This is a genomic window from Paenibacillus durus ATCC 35681 (genome assembly GCF_000993825.1).
GTDB classification, from domain to species: Bacteria; Bacillota; Bacilli; order Paenibacillales; family Paenibacillaceae; genus Paenibacillus_AQ; species Paenibacillus_AQ durus_B.
This window is the reverse complement of record NZ_CP011114.1, coordinates 4,614,219-4,627,427: the sequence shown is the minus strand read 5'-3', so window position 1 is coordinate 4,627,427 and position 13,209 is coordinate 4,614,219. Positions and strand designations below refer to the sequence as shown.

Sequence of the window (13,209 nt, the reverse complement as noted above, 5' to 3'; positions counted from 1 at the left end):
AAACATATGTATAAAATCAGCGATATTTCGCAGTTAACGGGGTTGTCTACGCACACACTTCGCTACTATGAAGAAATAGGTCTGCTTCCAGCAGTTAATAAGAACTGTTCGGGTATCAGAGAGTATAGTGACGAAGATCTTGCCTTTATAGAATTTGTTAAGGAGTTAAAAGACATGGGGCTATCGTTAGAAGAGATTATCGATTTTGGAAAAGAGGGATGCGTAATTGAAAACAGCGCTATAACTGTGAATGACCAACTAATAAGCGTATTAACGAAACGTTTAGCGGTACTGGATAATCATTTACGGGAACTCGATGAAAAAAGAAAAATCATTGAGAATCATAGGACCAAAATAATCGATCGAATGAGCCTGTATAAGGCTATGATAAACAAATGAACAAGTCAAAGTTAAAATGGTTAGTAGCAGGGTCTATTTTAAATAATGCCGGGATCAGTTTTATTTGGCCGCTAAATACGATTTACATGCACGATCATCTGGGGAAATCACTGGCTGTTGCTGGCTTTGTGCTGCTAATCGATTCCACTACAACATTAATCGGAAATTTTTTCGGCGGGCGATTGTTCGACAGGATCGGCGGTTATAAGACGGTTTTACTCGGACTGTTTATCTCCATAATTTCACTTATTGGTTTAGTTTTTAATCATGGCTGGCCGCATTACGCCGTATTTTTAGCGATCTTAGGTTTGGGCACAGGTATCCTTTTTACATCCATTAATTCGCTTGCGACCCGTGTATCTGGCTATGATCATCGTTATGTATTTAATGCCATTTACTTAGGGCTTAATGTCGGAGTAGCTGTCGGAACATCGATTGCCGGTTTCATTGCGGATATCAATATTTCTCTTATATTTATAGCGAATCTGCTATTGTACATCGCCTTTTTAATGATCGTTTTATTATTTTACAAAGATATGGGCGCCACTCCTCCACAAAGTGAATCTAACGGGTTAAGTGAAGCAAGAAATAGTAATGAGGGTAAACGGTTAATCCATGTATTTATTATCTGTTTTGTTTACTTCGTCGTGTGGATCGGTTATGTCCAATGGCAAAGTACTATTTCGGCTTATTTACCAAAAGTTAATATTTCAATTAAACAGTACAGCTTTTTATGGACGATCAATGCATTGCTGATTATTTTAGGCCAGCCGCTGATTTCGTTAATGATTAAAAAGTTGGCTCATACTTATAAAATACAGATTTATGTGGGCGTTATGCTATTTGTTTTTTCCTTCATGGTCCTTATATTCAGTCAACAATATATCGGGTTCATGGCTGCTATTGTCTTGCTTACCTTAGGAGAAATGTTTGTGTTTCCTGCTATCCCGGCAATGATTAATGCGATTTCACCATCGAATGCAAAAGGTTCCTATCAAAGTTTTGTAAGTATGTCGTCTACCTTAGGCAGGGCGCTCGGACCCATGCTTGGCGGAGTTATTGTTGAACAATTATCCTACGTTCATCTCTATTTAGCGGCGATTATTCTAATGGTTATATCGGTTTTCATTTTTCACTATAAGTTTTTAAAAATAAAACCTGAAAATATTGAAAGCAAACGCTTTCGCGGGGATGTATAATGAAAACGGATTTATTATGTATAATCCTTATACAAGGTGGGTGGCATTGTTGAAAATTCAATTAAACGAGCAGCTTTCCATTTCCAAACTGGTTGTCGGATGCATGAGGATGAATGATTGGAATCTGAGCACCAAGCAAGTGGTAGGGTTTATCGAATGGTGTATTGAGCGGGGCATTACAACCTTTGACCATGCCGATATTTACGGAGGCGATCATCGGAACGAAGCACAGTTTGGAGAAGCTTTGCAATTGGAGCCGTCCTTGCGGGAGCAAATACAAATCGTCACGAAATGCGATATCTGTGTCCCGAATGCCAAAAATCCCAATATTAAGACCCGCTTCTTCAATACGGATAAGGAATATGTCTTGGCCCAGGTGAACGAATCCTTGGAGAAGCTGAAATGCGGTTACATTGATATCCTGTTGATTCATATGTTCGATCTGCTGGTCGATCCGTCCGAGCTTAGCGAAACGCTCCAGCAGCTTAAGGATGAGGGGAAGGTCAAATATTTTGGCTTATCCAACCATAGTCCGCTTGAGTTTGACACCTTGCAGAAATATACGGATATTCCGTTTGTCACGCACCAATTCATGCTGCATCCGCTGGGCATCCAAAATTATCATAACGGCACAATGACCCATTGCCTGAAAGAAGGCATCTCCCCGATGATTTGGTCGCCTCTGGCGGGCGGGCGGATTTTCCATCCCACTAATGCGGCTGAGGAAAAAATGAACAACGTGCTGGAGAACATTCGGCAGGAGCTTGGGCTGGAACATATTGACGAAGTCGTATACAAATGGATTTTCAAGCACGCGTCAAATCCCGCCATCGTACTGGGCACTGGCAACAAGGAGCGGATTGAGCGGGCCATAAAATCGGTCGACGGCGTGGAGATGACCCGGGAACAGTGGTATAAAATCCTGATTGAAGCCGGTTACACGCTGTGGTAGAAACGATGCCTGGAAAAAAATAAAATTTTGTTAATATAATTTTTATGTTAATTTTACAAATCATTGATATTTTCATAATATTTATTGGTTATTCTGTTATCAGAATCAACGAAACAGAAAGGTAGTCATCATGAATCTGCTCCACAAAGTTGGTCAGAAGCCGATTATTGCCGCTTTACGCAATGTGAAAGATGTTGAACAAGCAATCGAAAGTCAAGTGGACAATATCTTTTTCATGGGTGGAACAGTTAAGGAGATTATTAACGCCGTTCAGTTAGTCAAGAGAGCCGGTAAAGGCGCTTTTGTCCATGTCGATTTGATTAAGGGTTTATCCAATACCGACAAGGAAACGGTAAGCTTTATAGCAGATTACATTGGAGCGGACGGAATTGTCACGCCGAAAAGTCATCTGATCGCTGAAGCGAAAAGAGCTAATTTATTCGGAATACTTCACTTATTTATTATTGATTCTTTAGCGCTGCAAAATGGACTCAAGGCGGTAGAGAATGTTTGCCCTGATGGAGTGGAGCTTATGCCTGGGGTTGTTCGTAAGACGATCGCTGCTTTTACGGACGCTTATGATCATATTCCCATCATCGCAAGCGGGCTGATTCATACGAAAGAAGAGGCGTCCGAATGTCTTGAGGCTGGCGCAACTTCGCTTTCTGTCAGTGAACAAAGCTTGTGGTCATTAACTTTTCAAGATATATAATATATCTCTAATTGTTTAGAGTCGTGTCGAGAGAAAGCTCTGAACAATAAACAGAACTTAGCATGGCTATGTCTGTTTATTGTTGAGCTTTCTCTTTTTCTGTTCATTTTTATTTTACTGAAGCAAAACTAACTCCAAGGGGGAAGAAAATGAGCTCTGGAGCAGTCAGTCAACGGCCTTCTTACATCATATTACTCAGCATTGACGGAATGGCGAATTACTACCTTCAGGAACGGCAGGTTAGAATGCCGCATCTAAGATCTTTAATCAAGCAGGGTGTAATGGCGGGTGCGATGAAAAGCGTATTTCCAACGGCAACCTGGGCTATTCATTCGAGCATCGTTACCGGCACTTATCCCCGGAAGCACGGGATTTTAGGAAACTGGGTAATGAATCGCTCAACTAAAAGCGTCGGCGAATATTTTAGCGACAGCACTTGGGGCAAGGAAGAGATTCTTCAAAGAGAGACCATTTATGACACGGCCAAACAGCTCGGATGGACAACGGCTTCCGTATGCTGGCCCGTTACCAGGGAAGCCCAATCAATTGATTATAATATTCCTGAATTTTATGATCAGGATTTATTTGAAGCCTATGCTACGCCGGGTTTGTGGAGAGAGCTTAAAGAAGCGGGATTGCCGGTTGAGCAATACGGTTCCTGGAGTAAAGATCATTCACGGGGACATATGCAGGATTGGTTGACGACGGAAGTTGCCAAGCATTTGATTCAGAGGCATAAACCTAATCTCATGCTGCTTCATTATTTACTTCCAGACAGCTACCAGCATGATTATGGCACCCGATCGCAAGAAGTGTATTGGTCCTTAGAGTATATTGACGAGCGAATCGGGGAGCTTGTTTCGACTCTAAAGGAAGAAGGGATCTGGGAAGACACCGCTCTATGTATCGTATCCGATCATGGATTCGTCGATACGACGAAAACGGTTTTTCCCAATGTATGCTTCAAACAAAAAGGCTGGTTCGATCCGAATCAGCCGGAGCAAAGCAAGGTGGCGGCGGTATCCAATGGCGGTTCCGGATACGTGTATATTTTTGAGGAAGAGCCTGCAATGAAAGCTGCACTGATGCGGGAAGTGAAACAATGCTTGCAGGAAATGGAAGGGATAGGCAGACTTTTTGAACCGCAGGATTATGATAGCTTGGGTTTGCCTGTTGAGGGAGAAATGGAGGATCAGCGTCCGGACTTTGCTTTTGAAGCGAAGATGGATTGTTTCATTCATTTTGAACACGAGGGAGATCTTGTGTTTATGGAAGGAACGAAGTTTCAAGGCATGCATGGCTATTTGCCTGATCATGAGGAATTGAAATGTATCTTTGTTGCCGCAGGCAAATCGATTCCTTCAGGCATTCAAATACCCGAAATTCAAATTGTCGATATAGCTCCGACTCTTTTAAGTATGATGGGAGGTGATATTTCCGGGATGGACGGGCAGGCCATCGATTTTAAAACTAATGGCAAAGGAGCAAGGAATGGGCAATACAGCAATGAACAGCATGAGGGCATTTCTTTTTGATTTGGACGGATGCATCTATTATGGCGACACGCCGGCTGCCGGGGCTAAAGAACTGTTGGAGCTCCTCAAACATGAAGGGAAACGTTGTTTCTTCGTTACCAATAATTCAACTCAGACGGCAAAAGAAATTGCTTCCAAAATGAGCCGCATCGGCATACCAGCCGAACCTGATGAAATTATTACCGTAACAGACAACGCAGGTCATTACTTGAAGGAGAAATTCGGTAGCAGTGTCAAGGTTAAGGTAGCGGGCAGCGAAGCATTGCAAGGCTCGGTTCTAGGTGCGGGACATGAACTTATTCCAATCGACGATCCAATACGGGCCGATGTCATTCTTGTCGGGAGAGATGTAACGTTTGATTATGACAAGCTGCAGAAGATCGTCAATGATATTCATTGCGGAGCGAAAGTCATCGGGGCGAATTGCGATTCGCATCATGTAGGAACCGGAGGGGTGATTGTACCGGAAACGGGTTCTTTAACCGCTGCGATTGAAACGGTGATCGGCCTGAAGATCGAGCACATCGGGAAGCCCTCACCTTACTTGTTCGAATGTGTGCTTAACCGGTATGGACTTGACCCCGATCATTGCGTCATGGTTGGAGATAATTTTATGACGGATATGGCTGGAGGAGTGCAAGCGGGGCTGCGAACGGTCTGGATTAATGAACATAATCCCTATTTGCGGGACAATATGCTTGGAATTATTCCTGACTATATCGTTAAAAATATGGAACAACTGTTAAATATATATACAACATAAAGGAGAAGATAACTATGAAATCCATGTTGAAGCTGTGCGCAATTATGACATTAAGCGTATCTCTGATTGCCGGTTGTTCAAGCAGTCCTACCGAAAGTACAAAAGACAATGCAAGTAACCCGTCTCCTGAGCCTCAAAATCAATCCATTACTTTTATCGATACCGCAGGCGGCGCAAACACACAAAAGTTTTTTAGTGAAATGATTCCAAAAGCATCAAGCGAATTGGGCATCAAAATTAACTATGTCACAGGGTCCGGGGCTGAAATCCAGCAAAGATTATCCGCTCAGAAACAAGGTGAAGGCGATATCGACGTGCTGTTGTTAAAGCCGGATGGCATCGGCAATATGATTCAAGCTGGAATCCCGTTTGAAACGCTTGAAAACAACCCGGAAATCCCCAATATTTCGCTGATTGAGCCTAGTGAATTAAAGGAAGCCTTAGGAATTGCAACGGACGGTAAGGCGGCTCCTTTCTGGCATGATCAATTTGGAATCTTGTACAACTCCGACAAAATCAAGAATCCTCCGAAATCTTGGGAAGAATTCTATGAAAGACGGGGCGAATGGGCCGGCCACATCGGTATGATCCGTTCGGACGCCAAGTCCGGCGGAGGAAGAATCATGCAGCGCGATATCCTTCTCGGTTACGGAGTAGACTTCTCGAAGCCTTTTGAAACTTTACAAAAAACAGCCGAATGGACGAACGGCATCAATAAATTCAGCGAATTCTCGAAAGCATTCTTTAAGCCTTTAGCTTCTGAACCGCCGGTATTGTTCCAGCAATTTGCCTCGGAAGATGTTTGGATTACCGAATATGCAATTGACTATACACTCTGGTCCAGAGACCAAGGCCTGCTTCCTAAATCCGTAAAATCCACCTTCTTCCCAAGCGGCCATTATGGCGGTGCAGCTTATCTAGCGATTCCTGCTAACGCGCCTGACAGTCAGAAAGAGCTGGCTGCTAAGTTTGTGAACTGGATGCTTTCGGAAGAAACGCAGGTGAACATGATGGAAACGCTGTGGATCTATATGGGAATCAATAAATATGACAATGTTCCTCAATCGGTATGGAACAACGTGCCGTCATGGGATGTCGTTAAGAAATCCAGAATTCCATTGAATAATAATGAAGCTTACACGTTCTTAAAAGAAAAAGGCATGGATTTGGTTAAGTAATTTCAGCTGGAGGTGAAAGAAATGAGGAATCCCTCATCAGGATTCCTCATTTCCATATCAATGCAATTTAAAAAAGACAATTTGCTCACCTTATTGCTTCTATTTCCCGGGCTAGTCTTTTTCATCGGCCTCTTTATTTATCCGCTCTGCATAACTTTCATGAACAGCTTAACGATAAGCAATCATACCGGTTATTCCCTTCAGAACTATATCGATTTACTAAGTTCGGCAAAATACTGGAACGTTATCGGTATTACCTTTGTTTTGGCTATTTCCACAACGATCCTTTCCGTCCTTATCGCCTTGCCGCTCGCTTTAATCTTAAGGAAACGGGTAAAAGGTCATACATTCATCCGACTATTGATTTTACTGCCGCTAACGGTACTAGCGTTAATCAGTGCTCTCGGCCTGCTGATCGTCTGGGACAAGAACGGTTGGGTCAACTTGTTTCTTATGCAAGTGCTGCCAATTATTGATGAACCGTTGAAAATCAATTACACCCTGTACGGCTTGATCTTATTTTATGCATGGCTTTACTCCCCTCATACGATCTTGATGACCTTATCATCGATAGAAGGAATCGACCGGAACGTAGAGCAAGCGGCTACGATTACCGGGGCCAAACCTTTTGAAGTGTTCAGATATATTACTTTGCCATTAAGCATGAGCGGTATCCGTTCCGGCTCGGTGATGACCTTTCTACTTGCTTTCGGCGCCTTTAATGTTCCGCTGATTGCCGGTGGAAATTACAGACCCCTGACAGTTGCGATTTACACGGAAGCAGGTGTGTTTAATAACTGGCCCAGAGCCAGCGCTTTAGCCATTATTATGGGGATTCTCGAGATTATTTTTATCTTGATTTACTTTAGATTGACTAAGAAAAGGAGCGCGGCATAGATGAATCCGATCACTCATAGCATTCGGGCCGTCCGGACGGGAAAGAAAGTCGTGATTTACGCGTTCCTTTTGGGATTTGCCTTGTTTATTTTATCGCCGTTTGCCGTCATCATCGTGTCCGCTTTCGGAGAAGGCTGGTTCGGCGCAAGGTGGCTGCCTGAATCATGGGGTATACGATGGTTCGAGTGGGCTTTTCAGATGACGGATCTGATGCAGGTCACGATGAATAGTTTTATGATTGCCGGATTAACGATAGTCATCAGTTTGTTGATCGGAGTTCCCACTGCTTGGGCTATAGGAAAAAGAAAGCTGCGGGCAAAGGAGCTGCTGATCGCTCTGATACTGCTCCCTAGAATGATACCGGAATTAACTTATGCGCTCGGAACGGCCAAAATATTTTATACATTAGATCTGATTAACACTCATTTCGGTGTGGCGCTTGCGCATTCCACCATTACCATTCCTTATGTTGTATTAATTATGTCCGCTACGTTTGAGGCTTTGGAACAAAGGGTTATCGACGCGGGCGGCGTTTGCGGGGCCAATTGGTTTCAGAGATTTCTATATTTGGTTATCCCTATGTCCATGCCCGGGATCTTGGCGGCGGTAATTTTCGTATTTGTGACTTCCTTTAACGAGTTTACTTTAAGTATGATGACTTACGGCCCGCAGACGGTCACTTTGCCGATACAGACGTATCTATCCATCGGAGACGGCTATAAAGAAGTAGCCAGCGCGATTTCCGTTATCCTGCTCATCCCTTCCATCCTCATCCTTGGTGTAATCGTGAAACAAATCAAGCCGGAAAATTTAAGCGGAGGAGTGAAAGGTTTATGATAGATAAGAAAGTCATGATTTCATTGAAAAATATTACAAAAAAGTTCGGACATGCTACGGTAGTGAACCAGCTGAATTTGGACATTTATGAGGGAGAAATGCTGACTCTTCTCGGGTCGAGCGGCTGCGGGAAATCAACCACGCTGAACATGATTACAGGCAGCTTGACGCCGGATAATGGAGAAATCCATATCAAAGGCAAAGATTTGACCCATGTTCCATCACATAAAAGAGAAATCGGTTTGGTCTTTCAAAATTTTGCCCTTTTTCCGCATATGACTGTTTTTGAGATCGTGGAATTTCCGCTGAAAATCCGCAAAGAAAATAAAAAGGAACGTAAAGTCAAAGTGATGGAAATGCTGCGTCTGGTCCAATTGGATCATCTGGCCAAACGATATCCGCGAGAATTATCTGGGGGACAGCAGCAGAGGGTTGGATTGGCAAGGGCTTTGATCTATCAGCCTAAGGTCGTGTTATTTGACGAGCCACTTTCGAATTTGGACGCCAAGCTGAGAGAAGAATTACGATTTGAAATAATGAATTTAAAAGACAAATTAAAATTCACTTCGATTTATGTCACTCACGATCAGGAAGAGGCGCTTACATTGTCGGATCGGATTGCCGTGATGAAGAATGGAGTCATTCAGCAATTAGGGACGCCTCTTGAAATATATAATGAACCGCAAACACCTTTTGTAGCAGACTTTGTTGGTGTATCTAATAAAATTGTCGGGCAATGTGTGGACAAAGATAACGGGCACGCGTCCATTCAAAGCGATGGTTTTCAATTAAAAGGCTTGGTAAAACAGGATGAAATACAAAAAGGGGATAAAGTAATCATTTTTATTCGGCCTGAGGATATTCAAATCGGCAATGAAGGTTCCACAGAAGAAAATATACTTCAAGGGGAAGTGCGGAACATCGTATTTTCAGGAGAAAGAAAAGAGTGCATGGTTGGCGCTCCAGAAGGGGAAACCATCCGGTTGTATGTGAATAAACAATCCGATATTGCCGTTGGACAAAGGCTGTTTGTACATCTTCCAAGCGACAGCTGTAAAATTTTCAAACATGAGAAAATGGAAGTTAAACGTTAAATCACCCTAAATGCAGAATGCTCCAGCAGATGACTGCTGGAGCTGAACTATGTTAACCCTATCGCATATTCTGTATTTGAACAACAGGCACAAATAGATGATCAAGCTGCCGTGTGAAGGTTAGGACCATGTCATCGCCGTCTCGTTCTATCCTTACCGGACTGCCATCAGCAAGGAGGCATGCCTCGCCATCTATGAATACTTCTTTTACTTTTATTTTCGATCCGCTGAGCTTCCCAAGGATCATCAGGTAAAGATTATTGTCCTTTGCAGTAAATCGGACAGCCTCTCCTGTCTCGGTGACTGCTGCCGATCGTATCCAAGGCCGTGTACCATAGACGGCATCACCATTCTGCTTTAGCCAATATCCGAATTTTGACAACCGACTTAGTTGTTCAACGGGGATTTGCGCATCCTCACCACGAGGACCTACATTCAGCAGCAAATTGCCATTTTTGGACACTGCATCTAAAAAATCTAATAATAATGTCTCAAAGGAAGCATAGTTTTCATCGCGTTCATTGCGGTTATAGCCAAATGAATTTCCGATTCCGCGCGTCATCTCCCATTTTTTTGGTTGGATTTCCGAGTATTTCGTATACTCCGGTGTAGCGAAATCGCTATGGGGTATGGGAGGTTGTACAAGGGCAGAGTGAATATCGGGATTTTTCTTTATCATTTGCTTAACCATAATGTCCATCACGGCCCGTACAGGTTTCAGACCCATAATCTTGTTGGCCGAAGTTGCATGTTTCCATCGGTCATTTACCACACCGCCTGGAACGACTTCATAATAGTAGGCAAACAAGCGGAACAATGTGTCCTGGTTAGTAGGCCAGCAGATATCGTTCCATAAAATGTCCGGGCGATACCGCTTTATCAGCTCGCGGACCTGGGCATCCGCGTATTCCGGATAATCACCGCCAGGTGTGGAAAATGAATAATCCATGAACGTCCTTGAAATTCTTCTCCGAAACGTCCAGTCAATTCCGCCCGAATAGTATATGCCAAAGCGCATGCCTTCCTTTCTTACGGCTTCAGCTAATTCACCTATAATGTCACGCTTGCTAAACCAGTCCTGCTCATGCGGATTTTTAACCTCAGTAGGCCATAGGCAATAACCGTCATGGTGTTTGGAAACGATCACTACGTATTTTGCGCCGGCGTCGCTGAAAGTTTTTGCCCAAGCGGAAGGGTCCCATTTTTTTAGTCCATCTATGAACATCTCTTTAAAACTTTGGTAGGGCATGCTGCCATACTTCTCTTTATGGTATTGAGCCGATGGTGTATTAGGGTCCTTGATCGCATTCCAATAGCCTTCGGCATAGGGGTAGTTTAGCAATGCCCGGTCATAATCGGTCTTCAACGTCTCCGCTAAACTGCCTAAGGGTGCAAAACCAGGGATCGAATATAGTCCCCAATGGATAAACACTCCAAACTTGGCATCTTCGAACCATTCTGGAACCGGGTGAGTATTCAGGGACTCCTGGGTTGGTTGATAGGTTGTATTATTCATTTATTTTCGAACCTCCTCTGTGTTCATCGATGTCTGAGGATCGGGATGCTAAATAGTGCTTTACCGCCAGGTCGATAAAGGCTTGTGACGCATCCATCAGATCGCGGTCTCCCTCAGGCCATGCTGCCCGGTCTCCTTGAACCTGTGCGAAAGTATCGATTTGATCGGCATCGCCTCCGGTCACCTCCAGAACCATTTTCCAGCAGTCTGCGGCCAAGTCTTGCGCGGCTGGATCATCCGGCGACGCCCCGGACTTGGCAAGAGTCACGGCTTTCAAGGCCAGCACTCTCCATGTATGATACAAATCGAAGGCGTCTTGTTCGTTGGCAAATCGTTTGCCGAGGATTTCCTTCTGGGCGTCATTAAACGTGTATTGACCCCAATCGATCAGACTGCTGTTCTTTAAGGTTCGGATAAATCCGGTCAGCAGCTGCCACGATGGGTAGTTTCCCGCAGCGATGGCCGTCCGGCATGCCTCGATTGCCGCAATGCTTGCATGCGCGTCTTCTATTTTTTTATAGAGTACTAGCTCATGCTCATTCAGTATTTGCTTGATTTGAGATAACGTGGGGTGCTTAACCACCTTGTCACGTATTTCTTTTAAGGAAAGTCCTAAAGATTTGTAAAAGATGATCTGTTCTAAACAGAGCATATCTTCCTCGGTATAATAACGTCGTCCGCCATCGGTACGGCCGGGTGTTGGCAAAAGCCCGATATTATCGTAGTGCTGAAGGGTTCGTACAGTTACACCGGTTGCCGCGGCCAGTTCACCGACCAAATAGGTTTTGGTTGTACTGTCTATGCGTCCCACCTCCTATACCTATTGTATTTCATTACGTAACGTAATGAGCAAGCTTTAACAATCCTCATTCAGTGCAGCATGTTTTCTTTCAACTCGATATGGAAATAATGAGAGCTTAAGGAGGGAGCATGAGATGCAAGCCTATATAGATATTCTGTTTCGCACTATTTTTGCTATTTTGCTGCTTTTATTGGCAGCCAAACTACTCGGTAAACAGACAATTTCAAATATGACGTTTCATGACTTTGTGACCGGGATTACACTTGGGTCCATTACGGCTAACTTGGCGTTCAATGATAAACTGCAATGGTCACATGTGGCATTGTCGCTCATTGTCATTACCGTTACATCCATTCTTTTATCCGTCATTGCCCTGAAGAGCCGCAAAATGAGAAGCTGGATATCCGGTTCTCCAACCACGCTTATTGAAAGCGGGAAAATTCTTGAAGAGAACATGAGACGTGTAAGATATACGATGGACTCATTGGATCAAGCATTGAGGGGAAAAGGAATTTTCAACATAGAGGAAGTAAATTATGCGGTTCTTGAGGATAACGGAACGGTGTCGGTATTAAAGAAAGACGAGTATCAATATGTAACTAAAAAGGATTTGAAGCTTCGCCCGAACGCCCAAGCTTTTCCGGTTGAACTGATCATGGATGGAGTACTTATAGAAAAAAACCTGGAGAATAACGGACTGACCAAGAAGTGGCTGGAGAACGAACTCCGGCGCAAGGGGAAGCGGATCTCCGACGTATTCTATGCCGTAAGAGGAACGCAGCAGCAGCTCGTCTTTGACTTTTATAAAGATGGCATTCAAAAACCCATTGATAAAGAATGAATATGTTAAGTCAGGTAGCGTAGGGAATCCCGCCGTAAATAAAATAGTAAAATGACCGCCCCTTTTTCACGGGGGCGGTCATTGTTGTGCAGGAGCCCAATGAAAATAAGGTTGTAGACTGGCGGCGAACGGGCAGGATAGTGGAATTAATGTAAATCAATGCTACTTCGGGTAAACTTGATTCTTTTCAAATAAATTCCTAACCTGATCGGCCATAAATTGTGTGGAATGCGGCATTCCAGGTCTGACGAAGACCGAACTTTTTGACAGCATTACCAGCCCGGAAGTGCAGACGATCGCCAATCAACTAAGCGACAAAGGGATTTCTCCTTACAGTATTGCCAGAGCCATCGCGTTTGCCATTAATGAACCTGATGACACCCTAATCAGCGAAATTATGGTTAGGCCGACCGCGTTGTCTTGAACATTTCCAAATAAGATGATCGGGAATTATCCTTATGGCTGCGGCAATGCCGGAGAAACT

The 13,209-nt window shown here is 43.8% G+C and carries 14 protein-coding genes; 12 read left to right on the top strand and 2 right to left on the bottom strand.

Annotated elements, in window-relative coordinates:
• The first annotated feature begins 6 nt into the window (after nucleotides 1-6).
• The 10 genes from VK70_RS21625 (at nucleotide 7) to VK70_RS21580 (ending at nucleotide 9,566) form a co-directional block, all read left to right on the top strand.
• Nucleotides 7-399: a MerR family transcriptional regulator gene (locus VK70_RS21625; protein WP_025696045.1), complete on the top strand. Its 393-nt coding sequence runs from the start codon at nucleotides 7-9 to the stop codon at nucleotides 397-399.
• Entirely contained in the window at nucleotides 396-1,598 is a 1,203-nt protein-coding gene (locus VK70_RS21620) for an MDR family MFS transporter (protein WP_025696047.1), read from the top strand. The genes VK70_RS21625 and VK70_RS21620 overlap by 4 nt, the downstream gene beginning before the upstream one ends.
• A 49-nt stretch (nucleotides 1,599-1,647) precedes the next feature.
• Complete coding sequence (locus VK70_RS21615) at nucleotides 1,648-2,550, top strand: aldo/keto reductase (RefSeq protein WP_051505103.1); 903 nt, start codon at nucleotides 1,648-1,650, stop codon at nucleotides 2,548-2,550.
• A 130-nt stretch (nucleotides 2,551-2,680) separates the two neighbouring features.
• On the top strand, nucleotides 2,681-3,262 hold the full coding sequence (locus VK70_RS21610) for a glycerol-3-phosphate responsive antiterminator (protein ID WP_025696051.1): 582 nt from the start codon (nucleotides 2,681-2,683) through the stop codon (nucleotides 3,260-3,262).
• A 149-nt stretch (nucleotides 3,263-3,411) separates the two neighbouring features.
• Nucleotides 3,412-4,797, top strand: a complete 1,386-nt coding sequence (locus tag VK70_RS21605) for an alkaline phosphatase family protein (protein WP_025696053.1) — start codon at nucleotides 3,412-3,414, stop codon at nucleotides 4,795-4,797.
• Nucleotides 4,754-5,560 carry an HAD-IIA family hydrolase gene (locus VK70_RS21600; RefSeq protein ID WP_025696055.1) on the top strand — a complete coding sequence of 269 codons (807 nt, stop codon included), beginning with the start codon at nucleotides 4,754-4,756 and terminating at the stop codon, nucleotides 5,558-5,560. The genes VK70_RS21605 and VK70_RS21600 overlap by 44 nt, the downstream gene beginning before the upstream one ends.
• Nucleotides 5,561-5,574: 14 nt before the next feature.
• Nucleotides 5,575-6,738, top strand: coding sequence for an extracellular solute-binding protein (locus VK70_RS21595; RefSeq protein ID WP_025696057.1), 1,164 nt, complete (start codon nucleotides 5,575-5,577; stop codon nucleotides 6,736-6,738).
• A 21-nt stretch (nucleotides 6,739-6,759) separates the two neighbouring features.
• The gene (locus VK70_RS21590) at nucleotides 6,760-7,635 is read left to right on the top strand and encodes an ABC transporter permease (RefSeq protein WP_025696059.1); all 876 of its coding nucleotides are present in this window, start codon (nucleotides 6,760-6,762) and stop codon (nucleotides 7,633-7,635) included.
• A complete protein-coding gene (locus VK70_RS21585) occupies nucleotides 7,636-8,472 on the top strand; it encodes an ABC transporter permease (protein ID WP_025696062.1) in 837 nt (278 codons plus the stop codon).
• Nucleotides 8,469-9,566, top strand: coding sequence for an ABC transporter ATP-binding protein (locus VK70_RS21580; protein WP_051505105.1), 1,098 nt, complete (start codon nucleotides 8,469-8,471; stop codon nucleotides 9,564-9,566). The genes VK70_RS21585 and VK70_RS21580 overlap by 4 nt, the downstream gene beginning before the upstream one ends.
• A 58-nt stretch (nucleotides 9,567-9,624) precedes the next feature.
• Here VK70_RS21580 and VK70_RS21575 read toward each other — a convergent pair whose 3' ends face one another.
• Nucleotides 9,625-11,082 carry an alpha-L-fucosidase gene (locus VK70_RS21575; RefSeq protein ID WP_025696066.1) on the bottom strand — a complete coding sequence of 486 codons (1,458 nt, stop codon included), beginning with the start codon at nucleotides 11,080-11,082 and terminating at the stop codon, nucleotides 9,625-9,627.
• Complete coding sequence (locus VK70_RS21570; RefSeq protein WP_081754884.1) at nucleotides 11,075-11,893, bottom strand: MerR family transcriptional regulator; 819 nt, start codon at nucleotides 11,891-11,893, stop codon at nucleotides 11,075-11,077. Before VK70_RS21570 ends, VK70_RS21575 begins: the two co-directional genes overlap by 8 nt.
• 124 nt (nucleotides 11,894-12,017) lie before the next feature.
• On the opposite strand from VK70_RS21570, the gene VK70_RS21565 reads away from it, so the two are divergent.
• Both VK70_RS21565 and VK70_RS27480 read left to right on the top strand, forming a co-directional pair.
• Nucleotides 12,018-12,725 (top strand): DUF421 domain-containing protein, encoded by a 708-nt coding sequence (locus VK70_RS21565; RefSeq protein WP_025696069.1) that lies wholly within the window; start codon nucleotides 12,018-12,020, stop codon nucleotides 12,723-12,725.
• A gap of 223 nt (nucleotides 12,726-12,948) precedes the next feature.
• On the top strand, nucleotides 12,949-13,149 hold the full coding sequence (locus VK70_RS27480) for an SDR family oxidoreductase (protein WP_081754885.1): 201 nt from the start codon (nucleotides 12,949-12,951) through the stop codon (nucleotides 13,147-13,149).
• Nucleotides 13,150-13,209 lie beyond the last annotated feature (60 nt).